General features: G+C 63.8%; 12 protein-coding genes and 1 pseudogene. 11 read left to right on the plus strand and 2 right to left on the minus strand.

Translation table 11 applies throughout. From position 1 onward, the window contains the following. The first annotated feature begins 15 nt into the window (after window positions 1-15). The 4 genes from HZY77_RS04165 to hflX all read left to right on the plus strand — a co-directional run bounded on the left by HZY77_RS04165 (window position 16) and on the right by hflX (window position 4,930). Window positions 16-192, plus strand: a complete 177-nt coding sequence (locus HZY77_RS04165; protein WP_296819040.1) for a hypothetical protein — start codon at window positions 16-18, stop codon at window positions 190-192. Next, window positions 185-2,410 (plus strand): carbamoyltransferase HypF, encoded by a 2,226-nt coding sequence (gene hypF, locus HZY77_RS04170; RefSeq protein ID WP_296819043.1) that lies wholly within the window; start codon window positions 185-187, stop codon window positions 2,408-2,410. Before HZY77_RS04165 ends, hypF begins: the two co-directional genes overlap by 8 nt. A 9-nt stretch (window positions 2,411-2,419) precedes the next feature. Continuing rightward, window positions 2,420-3,424, plus strand: a complete 1,005-nt coding sequence (gene hypE / locus HZY77_RS04175) for a hydrogenase expression/formation protein HypE (RefSeq protein WP_296819045.1) — start codon at window positions 2,420-2,422, stop codon at window positions 3,422-3,424. Between the two features lie 105 nt (window positions 3,425-3,529). Continuing rightward, the gene (gene hflX / locus HZY77_RS04180) at window positions 3,530-4,930 is read left to right on the plus strand and encodes a GTPase HflX (RefSeq protein ID WP_296819048.1); all 1,401 of its coding nucleotides are present in this window, start codon (window positions 3,530-3,532) and stop codon (window positions 4,928-4,930) included. A gap of 99 nt (window positions 4,931-5,029) precedes the next feature. On the opposite strand, the pseudogene HZY77_RS04185 reads toward hflX, so the two are convergent. Both HZY77_RS04185 and HZY77_RS04195 read right to left on the minus strand, forming a co-directional pair. Next, window positions 5,030-5,523, minus strand: a pseudogene (locus tag HZY77_RS04185) (response regulator). A gap of 155 nt (window positions 5,524-5,678) precedes the next feature. After that, the gene (locus tag HZY77_RS04195) at window positions 5,679-7,601 is read right to left on the minus strand and encodes a type IV pili methyl-accepting chemotaxis transducer N-terminal domain-containing protein (RefSeq protein ID WP_296819055.1); all 1,923 of its coding nucleotides are present in this window, start codon (window positions 7,599-7,601) and stop codon (window positions 5,679-5,681) included. Between the two features lie 349 nt (window positions 7,602-7,950). Here HZY77_RS04195 and nosZ point away from each other — a divergent pair, with 349 nt between their 5' ends. The 7 genes from nosZ to HZY77_RS04230 all read left to right on the plus strand — a co-directional run bounded on the left by nosZ (window position 7,951) and on the right by HZY77_RS04230 (window position 16,487). Then, entirely contained in the window at window positions 7,951-9,921 is a 1,971-nt protein-coding gene (gene nosZ, locus HZY77_RS04200; RefSeq protein ID WP_296819058.1) for a TAT-dependent nitrous-oxide reductase, read from the plus strand. 116 nt (window positions 9,922-10,037) lie between these two features. Further along, on the plus strand, window positions 10,038-12,686 hold the full coding sequence (locus HZY77_RS04205) for a 4Fe-4S binding protein (protein ID WP_296819062.1): 2,649 nt from the start codon (window positions 10,038-10,040) through the stop codon (window positions 12,684-12,686). Continuing rightward, window positions 12,674-13,951 carry a nitrous oxide reductase family maturation protein NosD gene (locus HZY77_RS04210; protein ID WP_296819065.1) on the plus strand — a complete coding sequence of 426 codons (1,278 nt, stop codon included), beginning with the start codon at window positions 12,674-12,676 and terminating at the stop codon, window positions 13,949-13,951. The genes HZY77_RS04205 and HZY77_RS04210 overlap by 13 nt, the downstream gene beginning before the upstream one ends. A gap of 31 nt (window positions 13,952-13,982) precedes the next feature. Next, the gene (locus HZY77_RS04215; RefSeq protein WP_296819068.1) at window positions 13,983-14,864 is read left to right on the plus strand and encodes an ABC transporter ATP-binding protein; all 882 of its coding nucleotides are present in this window, start codon (window positions 13,983-13,985) and stop codon (window positions 14,862-14,864) included. Window positions 14,865-14,873: 9 nt separating this feature from the next. Further along, window positions 14,874-15,689, plus strand: a complete 816-nt coding sequence (locus HZY77_RS04220) for an ABC transporter permease subunit (RefSeq protein ID WP_296819071.1) — start codon at window positions 14,874-14,876, stop codon at window positions 15,687-15,689. After that, a complete protein-coding gene (locus HZY77_RS04225; RefSeq protein WP_296629815.1) occupies window positions 15,686-16,207 on the plus strand; it encodes a nitrous oxide reductase accessory protein NosL in 522 nt (173 codons plus the stop codon). The genes HZY77_RS04220 and HZY77_RS04225 overlap by 4 nt, the downstream gene beginning before the upstream one ends. A gap of 7 nt (window positions 16,208-16,214) precedes the next feature. Then, window positions 16,215-16,487: a hypothetical protein gene (locus tag HZY77_RS04230; protein ID WP_296629817.1), complete on the plus strand. Its 273-nt coding sequence runs from the start codon at window positions 16,215-16,217 to the stop codon at window positions 16,485-16,487. Window positions 16,488-16,537 lie beyond the last annotated feature (50 nt).

Here is a 16,537-nt window from a genome sequence, read left to right on the forward strand (position 1 = left end):
CCGCCGCGCGGCGAAATGCCGCCCGGCTGCGATTGCGCGCAAGTGGTGCTCGGCAAGATCTACCCCAACCAGTGCCGCATCTACGGCAAGGCCTGCACCCCGCGCAATCCGGTCGGGCCCTGCATGGTGTCGGACGAAGGCGCCTGCCGCATCTGGTGGGCAGGCGGCGTGCGCGTAGCCGCCGATGCCTGAACGCGTCGCCCGCTTCATCACGATCAGCGGCAGGGTTCAGGGCGTAGGCTTCCGGCCCTTCGTCTATCGGCTCGCCCATCGGCATGGCATCACCGGCTGGGTGCGCAACGCCAACGGCGCAGTGGAAATCCATGCGGAGGGACTGCCCGCACAACTCCAGCGATTCAGCGACGCCTTGCTGAACGATGCACCGCCCCTGTCGGCGCCCGCCAAACTGTCCAGTGAAAACTGCCCGCCCGAAGCGTCACATGCATTCTCCATTCTCGACAGTGAGTCCCGGAACGCGGCCGATATCCATGTGCCGGCCGACGGTTTTGTCTGTGCGGACTGCCTGGCCGAACTGCACGACCCGGCCAACCGCCGCCATCGCTACCCCTTCATCAACTGCACCCAGTGCGGGCCGCGCTACACGCTGATCACCGCCCTGCCCTACGATCGCCCCAATACGGCGATGCACGATTTCACGCTGTGCCCGGATTGCCGGCAGGAATACGAGAACCCGCTCGATCGCCGCTTTCATGCCGAACCCATCGCCTGCCCGACGTGCGGCCCGCACCTGCAGTTCGTCTCGGAGGATAAGACAGCAGACGGCGACGAGGCCGCGCTGGCCGCAGCCGTCGCCGTGCTGCAGTCCGGAAGGACTGTCGCGGTGAAAGGCGTCGGCGGTTACCACCTGATGTGCGATGCCGCGAACGATGACGCCGTCGCTTCACTGCGTGCACGCAAGTCGCGCCCGGCCAAACCGCTGGCGGTGATGTTCCGCAATCCCGACGCCATGCGCCGTGCCGTACAGACGACACCGGAACTGTTGGATTTCGCGGCGTCGGCCCAACGCCCCATCGTGCTGCTGCCGAAACGGGCTGACTCCGGCCTGAGCAATCTCATCGCACCCGGTCTCGCGGAAATCGGCTGCCTGCTGCCCTACTCGCCGCTGCACGACCTGCTGCTGGCCGATTTCGGCGGGCCACTGGTGGCGACGTCCGGCAACCTCTCCGGCGAGCCGGTGCTGACCGACAGGATGGAAGCGCAAACCCGGCTCGCCCATCTTGCCGACGCGTTCCTGCACCATGATCGTCCCATCGTGCGGCCGGCCGACGATCCCGTGTACCGCCCCATCGCCGGCACACCGCGGCCACTGCGCCTGGGGCGCGGCAACGCGCCGCTGGAACTCGGACTGCCTGCCCCGTTGCCCGAACCCGTGCTGGCGCTTGGCAGCCACATGAAGAACACGCTCTGTCTCGCCTGGGGATCGCGCGCCGTCATCTCGCCGCATATCGGCGAACTCGGCACCGCGCGCAGCCAGGACACCCTGGCGCAAGTGGCGTCCGATTTGCAAGGCCTGTATCAGGTGCAGGCAACACGCCTGATCGTCGACCGCCATCCTGGCTACGGCACGCGCCGTTACGCCCGCGCCGGCGGCTTGCCGGTGTTCGAGGTCTGGCATCACCACGCCCATGCGTCCGCGCTGGCCTGGGAATTCCCGGATGTCGCCGACTGGATCGTGTTTGCGTGGGATGGCGTCGGTCTCGGCGAGGACAGTACGCTGTGGGGTGGCGAGGCCTTCACCGGCGCACCCGGACGCTGGCAGCGTGCCGCTTCGATGCGGACATTTCGCCTGCCTGGCGGCGACAAGGCCGGGCGCGAACCGTGGCGCGCCGCCGCAGCACTGCTGTGGGAAACGGGACAGCCGGCACCCTTTGCACCCGAACCCCTGCATCAGGCATGGTCGGCCCGGCTCAACAGCCCGGCCAGTTCCGCCGTCGGGCGCCTGTTCGATGCCGCCGCAGCCTTGTGCGGCGTCTGTACCCACGCCAGTTTCGAGGGCGAGGCGCCGATGCGGCTGGAAGCGGACGCGGCCACCTCTGCCGCCAATGCCGTCGAACTGCCGCTCGCACGCGACCCGCTCGGCCTATGGCGTACCGACTGGGCGCCGCTGCTCCCCATGCTCGGCGACACGACCCGGCCGCCCGCCGAGCGCGCAGCCTGCTTTCATCTGAGTCTGGCGCAGGCGCTGGTCGAACAGGCGCAACAATTGCGCACGCAAACTGGCATCCGGTCGGTCGGCCTCACTGGCGGCGTGTTCCAGAACCGCGTGCTCGCGGAAGCTGCGATCAGTCTGCTTGAACGCGCAGGCTTCAGCGCTCATCTGCCCCAGCATGCCCCCGTCAACGATGCCGGGTTAAGCTTCGGCCAGGTCATCGAACTCCTCCACCAATAAAGACACGCCATGGACGACACCCGCATCCTTCTCGCACACGGCAACGGCGGCCGCCTGATGCGCGAACTCATCACCGACGTCTTTGCCCGCCATCTCGGCAACCCGCTGCTCGATACCGACGCCGACGCCGCCACGCTGCCGCATGCGGACGGCGAACTCATGGTCACCACCGACGGCTTCACCGTCGAGCCACTTGAATTTCCCGGCGGCGACATCGGCTCACTCGCCGTGCATGGCGTGGTCAACGACCTGGCAGTGGCCGGGGCCGACCCGCTTTATTTCACCGTGTCCGCGCTCATCGAGGAAGGGCTGGAAATCGGTGCGCTCGATCGCTACGTCTCCAGCTTCGCGCGGGCTGCGCGACAGAACCATGTCGCCGTCGTGGCCGGCGACACCAAGGTGGTGCGCCGGGGCGAAGGCAGCGGCCTGTATCTATCGGTCACCGGCATTGGCGTCAAGCGCGCGGCCACCCGCCTCGCCATGGACCGCATCGCGCCGGGCGACGTGGTGCTGGTGTCCGGTCCGGTTGGCGATCACGGCATTGCGGTGATGCTGGCGCGCGAGCAGTTCGGTCTCTCGGGCGAACTGCGTTCCGATTCGGCCTCGGTGCTGCCGCTGACGCGCGCCGTACGCGATTTTCCTGATCTCAAGTTCATGCGCGACCCGACGCGTGGCGGGCTCGCCACGGTGGCCCACGAAATCGCACGCGCCAGCGGCCACAGTGTGACGCTTGACCAGAACACGGTACCGCTGCGCCCGGAAGTCGTGTCGGTCTGTGAAATGCTGGGCTACGATCCGTATTTCCTGGCCTGTGAAGGCCGGGTCGTCGCCGTCGTCGANCCCTTCGCAGCCGACGACGTACTCGCCCGTTGGCATGCCCTGCCGGAAGGGCGGGACGCCTGCATCATCGGTCGCGTCGAAACAGGCGGCGGACGCGTGATCCTGGAAACCGGCCTTGGCGGCCGGCGCGTACTGGACGAGCTGGAAGACGATCCGCTGCCACGGATCTGCTGAATCGCAGTGTAGTGGCACGTCACGCCAAAATGCAGTTTCAGCGCCTGTGTCGATTGCATTGACGGATAATGCCCGGCTTCGCTCCCCCTCTGGAAACCAGGCCGCATGCAAAAAGAAGTCAAACAAGCCCCTCAGTACGCCGTCGTGGCGTCGGTTCAGCTCCCAGGGGTGAGCGACATGGAGTTTGAAGCCTCGCTGGCCGAGCTGCGCGAACTGGCCAAGACCCTGGGCTTCACGGTTACCCGTACGTTCACGCAAAAACGGTCCGGCTTCGATTCGACGGCCTATCTGGGCGTGGGCAAGCGGCGGGAGATCCACCATTTTGTCCAGGGCAAACCGGATAGCGAAACCGAGCCAGCCGTTCGTTCGCTGAANCCCTTGTATCGCCTCGACACGGTTGTCGAGGGAATGGACGACGAAGCGCCGGTCTCGCCCGACCCGATCGACGTCATCTTCGTCGACCACGAGATTTCCCCGTCGCAGGCGCGCCATCTCGAAAACGAAGTCGGCTGCCAGGTGATGGATCGCACCATGGTCATTCTCGAGATCTTTCACCGCAACGCACGTTCNCCCGCTGCGCGCGCGCAGGTGGAAATCGCGCGTCTGGGCTACCTGGCGCCGCGCCTGCGCGAGGCGGCGAAGCTTGCCGGGCCACAAGGGCGGCAACGCAGCGGCGTTGGCGGACGCGGGGCCGGCGAGTCGCACACCGAACTGGACAAGCGCAAGATTCGCGACCGCATCGCCGAGCTGCAGAAGGAGATCGCGGCGATGGACGCCGACCGCAAGACGCAGCGTGCGCGGCGACAGGCGCACCAGGGGCTCGCCAGCGTGGCGCTGGTCGGCTACACCAACGCAGGCAAGTCCACCCTGATGCGTGCACTCACGGGCAGCGAAGTGCTGGTCGCCAACAAGCTCTTCGCCACGCTCGACACCACCGTGCGCACCCTGTTTCCCGAGAGCGTTCCGCGCGTACTGGTCAGCGATACGGTCGGTTTCATCAAGAACCTGCCACACGGACTGGTCGCGTCATTCAAGTCCACGTTGGAAGAGGCACTGGATGCCTCGCTGCTGCTTCACGTCATCGACGCCAGCGACCCGGGATTCGAACGGCAGATCGAGACCACCGAGCACGTGCTGGACGAGATCGAGGCGCAGGACGTGCCACGCATCCGGATTTTCAACAAGATCGACCACGTCGGCGATGCGGCGGCACAGGCCGAACGCGAAGCTGCGCTGCGCGCCGCGTATCCGGGCTGCATCGTGATGAGTGCGCGCCGTCCCGACGACGTCGCGAAACTGCATCAGGCGATCGTTGCCTTTTTCCAGCGCGATCTGGTCGAGGCCGAGCTGTTCCTGCCCTGGTCGGCCCAGCAACTGCGCGGAAGCATATTCGCGCGTTGCGAGGTCCTGGCCGAGCGTGCCGATGCCGAAGGTGCGTTCTTCAGCGTGCGGGGCGAGCAGGCTGCCCTGGACAGTCTGCGCGAGCAGCTTGGTCAGACGCATTGAAAGATCGCCGTATCGAGCTGCTCACCGTTTGCACACCCACACCGATCACCCTCAAACCTAACGCCTTCGACCGCCTTCGGCTGAGGAAGCCGACAGCTGTCAGGATTTGGCCTGCCTGCGACAGCGATCCGCCCACACGGCCGCTTCCACCCGCGAACGCAGGTTGAGCTTCTTCAGCAGGTGCTTGACGTGGACCTTCACCAGCCTTCGGCGATATTCATGTCGCGGGCGATCAGCTTGTTGCCTGCCGCCGGCCAGATGGTCGAGGATGCGGCTTTCCTGCTCGGTCAGGCCGGCTTCGGCAAGGCTGGTGGGGCGGCTTTTCTCGCGCAGCGAAGCGACCAGCAACTGGGTCAGGCGCTCGCTGATGGTGATCTTGCCGTGCGCAGCCTCGACCAGCTTCTGCATCAGCTCCTCCGGTTCCATGTCCTTCAGCAGATAACCGTCGGCGCCGGCCTGCAGCGCCGCCATCAGATCCTCCGCCTGGTCCGACACGGTGAGCATGATGACGCGGGAATCGGAGCCTTCGTCCTGATCGCCTTCAGCACGTCGACGCCGTTCATGTCCTTCATGTTGAGGTCGAGCAGGATCATGTCGGGATGCAGGCGCTGTGCGAGCTGGATGCCTTCCTTGCCACTGGGGCTTCACCGACAAAGCGGAATTCGGGGTGGCCTGGATCAGTTGGATCACGCCCTTGCGGAACAGGGGTGATCATCGACGACCAGGATGGTGTGGGTATCGGACGGATTCATAGGGAAGGGGGCAATGGTTCAGTAGGCAAAGAAGGGATGTCGCGCCGCGCGGTTGGCATGAAGTGCAGGGTGACACGGGTGCCGGCGGCAGGAAGGTTCTCGACGCTCAACTGGCCGCCCAGGTTTCTGGCCCGCTCTTCCATGATCGTCATCCCGTAATGATGGGCTCCCGCTGCCTGGTGGACGCCGATGCCGTCATCGGTCACGATCGCCGACACCGACCCGTCGCTGTTGCAGTGCACGCTGATTTCCGCCTGGTGCGCCCGGGCATGGTGAAGCACATNTGAAAGCGCCTCGCGCACGATCTGCAGGGCGTGGATTTCTTCGTTGGGCGTGAGTGTACAGCCGGCCAGATGGACGTCCAGCGTGATCGGAATGCCGCCGCGGGCAGTGAATTCATTCACGGTGTCCTGCAGGGCGGCACCCAGGCCTTCTCCTTCGATACGTAGACGGAACGTGGTGAGGAGTTCGCGCAACTGGCGGTAGGCGCTGTTGAGGCCTTCTCGCAGTTCGGCCAGCACTTCGTTGGCTTCGCTGCCTGCGCCGGGCTGCGACGCCGGGTCCGCGGCAGGCAACAATGGCTTCAGCCGGCTGACCTGGATTTTCATGTAGGCGAGCGACTGCGCCAGCGAATCGTGCAGTTCGCGCGCCAGCGCGGCACGCTCTTCCAGCAGCGACAGCCGGCGAGTCTGCTCGGTACGGCGCGCGGTGCCGATGGCGATGCCGATATGGCGCGACAAGGCCTCGAGCAGCTGGGTCTGCCATTGCGCCAGCTCCTTGCCCGGAGGCATCTCCAGTTGCAACACGCCATAATGATGCTCGGTATCCTTGAGCGGCAACGTCAGCATGCGACGACCATCTGGCAGCGCATGGACGGCCAGCGTTTGGTGGGCAAGGCATTCCGCGCAACTCGTCAGACCGCACTGACCGGGATCGCTGTCGTCCGGGTGCAGCGTGCTGGCGATCACGCGNNCGCGCGTCTCGCCGGCCTCCACCAGACAGGCGAGCCCGTGTCCGACGCCGAGGACATTCTCCAGATCGTTCAGCAGGATGGCATAGGTGTTCGCCGCCACCGGCCCGTTGTAGAGCCGGGCGATGGAGTGATAGAGCAATTCCAGCGAACGGTTGGCGATGGTGAGCTCGGCAGTCTTTTCTTCCACCCGCGCTTCCAGGTTCTGATACATCCTGGAAAGATCCTCGGCCATGTGGTTGAAGGCCTGCCCCAGCCGTCCGAGCTCGTCGCTGCCGGTGTGCTCGGTACGCACCGCGAGGTTGCCCTGGCCGACATTGGCCGCAAACGACAGCAGGTCGCGCAGGGGCAGGATCAGGTCGTTGCGTGCCAGATACAGCGTGAGCGAGCCGACCAGCAGCGTCATCAGCAAGGCGGCGCCGAGCACCATGCGCAGGACCAGGATTTTCGCCTCGGTATCGCGTTCGATCTGCTTGACCAGGTGATCGATCTGGTCGACGAATACATTGATCTCCGCGATCAGCGGAGCCTGGTTTGTCTCTGCAGGTGGGCTGTTGTCCGCCTCCGCCCTGAAACGCGGCTTCACCTTCTGCCAGGCCTTCAGCACGGTCGCATAGCTGCGCGTGAGTTCGGTTTCGGCCTGCCGCGGCATCAATTCCGTGATGCGGGGATCGGCCAGCGTGGATCCGAACGTGTCGATCGCATCGCTGAGCTGGGCAGCGGCATTTCCGTCTTTCGACTGCCTGGCCGACAGTGCGAGGCTGGCCATCCTGTAGGTCTGCATGCGCAGGCTGCCCGCGAGGTTGATTGCTTCGCCGCTGCCCTGCACCGATTCGGCAATGATGCCCGAGCTGGTCATGCCGAGAATGGCGAAACAGGCGATCAACGCCAGGGCTCCACCCAGTTTCAGCAGCAGCGAATGCTGCAGGAAGCCGCGTTTTTCGTTCATATCCACCTTTGGGCCGGCTGGGCGCGCGAAAATAAAGAGGTACCTCGAAAGTACCATTCGTTCAGGATCATGCTGGCAACGATCTGTTGATTTGTTGTGAAAACATGGGCTTAACAATTTTTTACCATACATCTTTAGCCAGTGGCATGGGGCCAGCAATATCGTGATTCCAAACATTATTTGCAGACCTCGAGATCGTATTTTCTTTATATGCTAGATTCCAAATGCGACATTTTGTCGCAGCGGCGAGTGGTCGGGATGATCGCTTGCCGGATTCGAGCGATCCGGATTGTCTTGCGCCAATCCGAATGGACGTGCCGATTATTTTCAAGATGGGGAGCACCACGACATGACACAGGACCATACGCAGGACGATAGCAAAGTATCCGACACCCAGCCCGATCTGAGTCGCCGGAAATTCATGAACACCGCCGCCCTGGTCGGGCTTTCCGGCGCGGGGCTTTCGCTGGGCCTGTCTGCGTGCAACAAGAAATCGGCGCCCTCGACTGGCGACGGCGCCGGTACGGGTGCCAGCGCCCCGTCCGCTCAGGCAGGCGCGGTCGACTATAGCAAGTACGAAGTGCCGCCCGGCCAGCTCGACGAATACTACTCCTTCTCCAGTGGCGGCCACTCGGGCGAGGTGCGCATCTACGGCATTCCNTCGGGCCGCGAGCTGAAGCGGATTCCCGTCTTCAACATGGACGCGCTGGTCGGCTGGGGCATCACCAACGAATCGAAGGCGATCATCGGCACCAAGCCCGACGGCACGCTGAAATACCACACCGGCGACACGCACCACCTCCACCAGTCATACACGGACGGCACCTACGACGGCAAGTACATGTTCGTCAACGACAAGATCCACGGCCGCCTCGCGCGCGTCCGCATGGATACCATGGAAACCGACAAGATCACCGAGTTGCCGAACGTCCAGGGCTTCCACGGCACCTTCCCCGACAAGCGCGACCCGGTCGACTCCAACGTCAACCACACCACCCGCGTGTTCTGCGGCGGCGAGTTCTCGATTCCGCTGCCCAACGACGGGCGCGACCTGGAGGACGGCAGCAAGTACAAATCGATATTTACCTGCGTCGACTCCAATTCCATGGAGGTGCGCTGGCAGGTGCTGATCGACGGCAACTGCGACCTGGTGGCCAGCTCCTATGACGGCAAGCTTGCCGCGACCAACCAGTACAACACCGAGATGGGGCTCCATTACGAGGACATGATGGCGGCGGAAATGGACGACTGCCTATTCTTCAACATTGCCCGCATCGAAGAGGCCGTGAAGGCAGGCAAGGTGCGGTACATCGCCGGATCCAAGGTGCCCGTCGTCGACGGCACCAAGGCGGCCAACCAGGACCCCAAAACCGCGCTGACGTGCTATGTGCCGATCCCGAAGAATCCCCACGGCGTGAACATCAGCCCGGACGGCAAGTACTACGCTTGTTCGGGCAAGCTTTCGCCGACGGCCTCGGTCATCGAGCATGCCCTGGTACTGAAGTGGTTCGATGGCGGCCTGGCCAANCCCCGCGACGCCGTGGTCGCCGAACCCGAGATCGGCCTCGGCCCGCTGCACACCGGTTTCGACAACAAGGGTAACGCCTACACCACCCTCTTCCTCGACAGCCAGATCGTGAAGTGGAACGTGGAAGCCGCGATCAAGGCATACAAGGGTGACAAGAATGCCAAGGTGGTACTTGACCGCATCGACGTGCATTACCAGCCGGGCCACGGCTTCACGTCAATGGGTGAAACCAAGGAATCGGATGGCCGCTTCTTCATTTCCGACAACAAGTTTTCCAAGGATCGCTTCCTGCCCGTGGGGCCGCTGCACGCCGAGACTGCCCAGCTGATCGACATCAGCGGCGACAAAATGAAGCTGGTAGCCGATCACTCGGTGTATTCGGAGCCGCACGATTCCATCATCATCCGCCGCGACATCATCAAGACGCGCCAGATCTACAACATGGACGACTTCCCGCTGGCGGTGAAGGATCCCAAGGATTCGGGCGTCTTCCGCAACGGCAGGAAGGTGACCATCAAGCTCACCAGCCAGGCGCCGACCTTCAGCCTGCGGGAGTTCAAGGTCAAGAAAGGCGACGAGGTGACCATCATCCTGACCAACCACGACAAGGTCGAGGATCTGACGCATGGTTTCGCCATTCCCAAATACGACATCCAGTTCATCGTCAACCCGCAGGAGACCAAGTCGGTCACCTTCGTTGCCGACAAGCCGGGCGTTTACTGGTGCTACTGCACCAATTTCTGTCATGCACTGCACCTGGAGATGCGCAGCCGCATGCTGGTCGAGGCTTGACCGATTGCTCCGTTCCGCTCCCTGGGCGGAACGGACGACCAGATCGCAAGGCCGCCGGCTGGCCGGCGGGCAAAATGCGCGTTCCAGGTGATGTTCAGACATTTGCGGTGTTTTTCATGGATTATCTAGCCCGCCCTATCGCCTGTTTCCTGGCGATACTCTGTTTTTACTGCGCNCCCGGGCTGGCTGTCGCCGGCAGCTACGAGGCGCCGTTGCCGGTGCAACTATCCACCGATCCCGACCTGTGCGCGTACGTACCCTGCAAGGACGTGATGCCTGGCGCCGACAGCTTTTCCAAGCGCATGGGCAAACCGGCCTATGTCGAGGCCTACCAGAGCCGCAAAGACAAGCATGACGGGAAGGACGATCATGGCGACGAGAAAGACAAGCATGACGGGAAAGACGACCGCAAGCTGATCGGCTACGTATTCCTGTCCACCGACGTGGTCGATATCCCGGCCTACTCGGGCAAGCCGGTGGTGACGCTGATCGGCATGGATACCAAGGGCATCATCACCGGTGTCCGCGTCCTGAAGCACTCCGAGCCTATCCTGCTGGTGGGCATTCCGGAGTCGCAGCTCACCAAGTTCGTCAAGCAGTACCTCGGCAAGTTCGTCGGCGACAAGATCGAAGTGGGCACCTCCCGGCCGGGCGAAGGCATGATCGGCGTCGACGCGATCTCCGGCGCCACGGTGACGGTGATCGCTGAAAACCAGGTCATCCTGCGCAGCGGCCTCGAAGTCGCCCGCCAGGTGGGCATCGTCAAGCCCACGATCCGGCCCCAGGCGAAATTCAAGGACATCCCGGGCACGCTGGACTGGCAGGCGCTGCTCGACGAAGGCAGCGTCCAGGAACTCAAGGTCAAGGCGGACGAAATCGGCCAGGGGCCCGGAGGGCAGCCCTACATCGACATCTATTTCGGCTATCTCAACGAGCCGACGATCGGGCGCAGCGTGCTGGGCGAGCATGGCTATGCCGCCCTGATGTCCAAGCTCAAGCCGGGCGAGCATGCCATTTTCCTGATCGCCAACGGCACGGGATCCTTCAAGGGTTCGGGCTTCGTGCGCGGCGGCATCTATGACCGCGTGCTGGTGTCCCAGGACATCGATTCCTTCACCTTCCGCGATCTGGATTATCTCAACCTGTATGGCATCGAGGCCGCCGGTGCGCCACGCTACAAGGAGTCGGCCATCTTCATCATCCGTTCGCCTATCTTCAGTGCAGCCTATCCCTGGAGCCTGGTGTACCTGGCCAACAAGATAGACCGGCAGACCGGCACCAAGACCTTTACCAGCTTCGACCGGGAGTACTGGCTGCCCGCCCGCTATCTGGAAGGCGGGCGCCCGGAAATCGTCAAGCCGGAGGCGACCTGGGTCAAAGTCTGGAAATCGCGCAAGATCGAGGTCGTGCTGTTTCTGCTGTGGCTGATCGCTGCGGGCACCGTCTATGCGTTGCGCGACAAGCTGGTCCGGCGCTCCACCATGAAGGACACACGCTGGAAGGAAATCCCGCGCTACCTGCTGTGGGTCTCATCGATCGGCTTCGTCGGCTTCTACCTGCTGGCCGTGCCGTCGATCACCCAGGTGCTGACCTGGTTCCATGCCATCCTGTTCGAGTGGCGTTGGGAACTGTTCCTGTCCGATCCGTTCGTCTTCCTGTTCTGGATTTTCATCATCGTCACCACGTTCTTCTGGGGACGCGGGATGTTCTGCGGCTGGATGTGCCCCTACGGATCGCTCGCCGAACTGGTCTACCATGTGGCCGGCAAGCTGGGGCTGAAGCGCTACCAGCGCCACCTGCTGCCGCAGAATTGGCATGATCGGCTGAAATGGATCAAATACGGCATTTTTACCATCCTGCTCGCCGTGTCCTTCTATTCCATGGGATGGGCGGAAAAGCTCGCCGAAGTCGAGCCGTTCAAGACCACTTTCCTGGTCGGCGTGTGGAACCGCTCCTGGCCTTTCGTGACGTTCTGGACCGTCCTGATCGTCGCGTCGGCTTTCTTCGAACGCCCATTCTGCAAATACCTGTGCCCGTTGGGCGCGGCGCTCGCGGTGCCTTCTACATTCCGCTGGTGGGGACTCAAGCGCAAGGCGGAGTGCGGGCCGTGCGCGGCGTGCCAGGTGGGCTGCGGCTCGCAGGCGATCGACGACAGCGGCCGCATCGACCAGCGCGAATGCCTGTTGTGTCTCGACTGCCAGGTCCTCTATTACGACACCCATGCCTGCCCGCCGCTGGCCAAGGAACGCAAGCGCCGCACCAAGGCCGGCGAGCCGCTGACCGCGATCGGCGCGGACGGCTACTACATTCCCATCGTGCCGGTTTCCGCCCGTCCCACGCCGGCGGCCGCGGAACGGCCGAGCCTGCCCGCCTTCATCGGGCAGGAATTCTTCGACCATCTGTTCCCCTGGAGCCGCAAGGTATTCCAGCAGCCGGTCCTGCTGCAGGCGACCACGTTCGCGCTGACCGTGCTGGTGACCTGGGTGTGGGTGCTCGGCGCCGCCGGTCAGATCGGCCCCGGCATCGTGCTCGGTTGGTGGCTGGGCTGGAGCGCCTACGAGCTGGTGGTGCGTATGCGCTGCAAGCCCTACGTCAAGGATGGCCCGTGGTGGGGACGCAACCTGCGTCCGGCCTCCTGGGCCGACATGGCCGCCTACGTGGGGTTCAAGAACCTGCTCATCGCTGCCACCCTGTTCCTGATCATGAAGGGCACAGGGATACTGGATGTCCTGCAAGGCCTGCCGGCGCTGCAATGGCTTTACTAGCCGCCAGGCCGATCGTATGGCTCGTTCTGGGTGGCCTGCTGGCCTGCCTGACGGGCCTGGCGCGCGCCGACATCCTGACGGTGCACGCGGGCGAGTCCATCGGCGCGGCCATCGCCCAGGCCCGCCCGGGTGACGAAATACGGGTGGCGCGCGGCCTGTACCGGGAAAACCTGCGGATCGACAAGCCGCTGACGCTGAAAGGCATCGACCGGCCCACGCTGAGCGGCGGCCTCAAGGGCGACACCATCCGCATCACCGCCGAGGATGTCGTCATCGATGGGCTGATCGTGCGCGATTCCGGAGACAGCCTGCTCGACCAGAATGCCGGCATCTACATCCAGCCGGGCGCGCATCGCGCGATCGTGCGCAACTGCGACCTGACCTACAATCTATTCGGCCTCTGGATCGAATCGGTGCAGAACGTGCAGATCCTCAACAACGTGATCACCGGCAAGCGCGATTACCAGTCGGCCCGCCGCGGCAATGGCATCGAGCTCTACCACACCGAGGGCGCGCAGATCGTCGGCAACCAGATCAGCTTCGTCCGCGACGGCATCTACGTGGATGTGTCGAATCACGCGCTGTTCCGCAACAACCGCATCCACAATGCGCGCTACGGCACCCACTACATGAACTCCAACGACAACGTATGGGAAGGCAACGACTCGTACCACAACCGCGGCGGTCTCGCGCTGATGATGGCGCGCAACCAGGTGGTGCGGAACAATCGCGCCTGGGGCAATTCTGACCACGGCATCATGCTGCGCACGCTCCAGGATTCGGTGATCGAAGGTAACGTCGTCGCCGGCAATGCCCGCGGCTTTTTCATCTACGATGCCGAGTACAACACCATCCGCAACAATCTGGTGATGGACAACACGGTCGGCATCCACCTGTGGGCGGGCTCTTACCACAACAAGGCGACAGGCAACGATTTCATCCAGAACCGCACCCAGATCAAGTACGTGGCCAGCCGGGACGAGATCTGGCCCGGCAACTACTGGAGCAACTATGTGGGGTGGGACCGCAACGGCGACGGCATCGGCGATGTGCCCTACGAGGCGAACGACATGGTCGACTACCTGTCCTGGCGCCACCCGATGATGAAGCTGCTGCTGGCCAGCCCGGCCGTACAGACGCTGCGCATGGTCAGCCAGCAGTTCCCGCTGCTGCGCGCCACCAGCATCGTCGATCCCCAACCGCGGATGCAGCCGCACAACCCCGACTGGAGAAAATGGCGTGGCCTCTTCCCTTCCNCCCAATGACGCCGGCGCACCNCTGATCGTCGCACANGGGGTGCGCAAGCACTACGGAAACATCCGCGCGGTCGACGGCGTCGACCTCGACATCCGTTCCGGCGAACTGTTCGGCCTCATCGGGCACAACGGCGCCGGCAAGAGCACGCTGTTCAAGATGATGCTGGGCCTCACCCCCACCACCTCGGGCGACATCCGCATCGGCGGCGCGCTCGTCACCGGCCGCGACTTTCGTGCCGTACGGCGCACGGTCGGCTATCTGCCGGAGAACGTGGTGCTGTATGACAATCTCACCGGACTCGAGACGCTCTGGTTCTTCGCCCGGCTGAAGGGCGTCTCGCCGGCAGAAGCGGGCCCGACGCTCGAACGCGTGGGCCTTGCGCATGCGGCCAAACGGCGCGTACGCGAATACTCCAAAGGCATGCGCCAGCGTCTCGGCTTTGCCCAGGCCCTGCTCGGCAAGCCGCGCATCCTGTTTCTCGACGAGCCCACCACGGGCCTCGATCCGGAAGCGATCCGCAGTTTCTACGCGACGCTGCGCCAGCTCAGAAGCGAAGGTGTGACGACGGTTATCACCTCCCACATCCTCGCCGAGATCCAGGAACGGGTGGATCGCATTGCGATCATGGCCGCCGGCAAGGTGCAGGCCCGCGGGACGGTCCAGGACCTGCGTGAACAGGTGGACCTGCCGCTGTGGTTCAGCGTGCGCGTCTCGAAGGAGGATTTCGAGGCGGTGCGCGCCGCGCTTTCCCATCTGCAGGTGGAGGCGATCGAGGCGCACGATGATCACGTGAAGGTGCGCTGCCGGCGCGAAGCGAAGATGGCGGTGATCGAGGCGCTCGCCCGGCTGGACGGCCGCGTCCGCGACCTGACGGTACGCGAGCCTTCGCTCGAAGATGTGTTCTTCGGCTTTTCGGACTGAGAGGGCGACATGGAAATCGCACAGATCGCCACCATCGCGAGCAAGGAATTCTGGGACCGCATCCGCAATCGCTGGGTGCTGGCCGTGGCGCTGGTTTTCACCGCCTTCGCGCTGGTCATCGCCTATTTCGGCGCCGCGCAGCAGGGCGCCGTCGGCTTTCGCTCGATCGACCTCACCATCGCCAGCCTGGTCAGCCTGGTCATCTACCTGATTCCCCTGATCGCGCTGGTCCTGGGTTTCGACGCCATCGTCGGCGAGCGCGAACGGGGATCGCTCGATCTCCTGCTCTCGATGCCGATCACGCGCCTGGAACTGCTGCTGGGCAAATATTTCGGGCTGGCCGCCGCGCTGGCCTTCTCGACCATCGCCGGTTTCGGCCTGGTGGCGATCGTGCTGTCGGCCAGGCTCGACCTCAACGCCCTGTTTCACTACGCCGGCTTCATGCTCAGTTCGGTGCTGCTGGGCTGCGCCTTCCTGAGCCTGGCGGTGATGCTGTCGGTGTTCGCCGCCGACCGTACCCGGGCCTCGGGACTCGCGATCGCCACCTGGTTCTTCTTCGTGCTGGTGTTCGACCTGCTGCTGCTCGGCGCGCTGGTCGTCACCGGCGGCCAGTGGGGCGGCGAGATCTTTCCCTACCTGCTGCTGGCGAACCCGGCCGACGTGTTCCGCATCCTCAACATTTTTTCNCTGGACGACGTCCGTACCCTGTACGGGCTGGCGACCGTNTTTCCCCGTGCACTGGCCGACCCCTGGCTGCTCGGCCTGGTGATGCTTGCCTGGATCGTGGTGCCCCTGGGTATTGCAAGCTGGAGATTCCGTAAATGACATCAATCAGATCGACATTCATCCTCGCCGCGCTGACCGCAGCCCTGCTCGCGGCCTGCGGTCAGTCTGCAGGCCCGACCGCAGTCGCGCCGCTGGAAATCAGCCGCAGCACCTCCTGCTCCCTCGACGGCATGCTGCTTGCCGATTACCCCGGTCCCAAGGCGCAGATCTTCTATGCCGGGCAGGCGGAGCCGGATTTCTTCTGCGACACGATCGAGATGTTCCACGTCTATCTCACCCCGGAACAGGTCCGGGAAGTGCGCGGCATTTTCGTGCAGGACATGGGCAAGGCGGACTGGGACGAACCGCACGACCACTGGATCGACGCGAAATCCGCCTACTACGTCTACGGCAGCAAACGCGAAGGATCGATGGGACCGACCATTGCCAGCTTTGCGCTGGAACAGGATGCGACGAAATTCGCTGCCGAATACGGCGGCAAGGTCACCCGCTTTGCCGATATCCAGCCCGACATGGTCGTACTGGATGGCGGCGTACTCAACGACCGCCACATGTAAGAACACCATGCCCGAATTCTTTGAAAGCGTCCCGTTCGAGACGGCAACCGAAATCGAACAACTGGCCCGGCTGACCTACGAACTGCGCGAGAACTGCAACACCGTCCTGCAGTTCCATGGCGTGCCCGACGAAGCGGCACTCCTGCAGAAAATCCAGCGCGGCGAGGTGGCCGAGCATCCGGCCTATGAACACTATCTGGCAGCCCGGATTCTCGCCGATACCCGCGAAACGGCTCGTGCCGCGCTCGCCGAGCGCCTGAAGGAGGCCAACAGCAAATGAGCCTGCACCTCGAACTCGGTACGGCGATCGAACACGCTTTCCTGGACGAT

It is taken from the genome of Thiobacillus sp., assembly GCF_013693775.1.
Lineage (GTDB): Bacteria > Pseudomonadota > Gammaproteobacteria > Burkholderiales > Thiobacillaceae > Thiobacillus.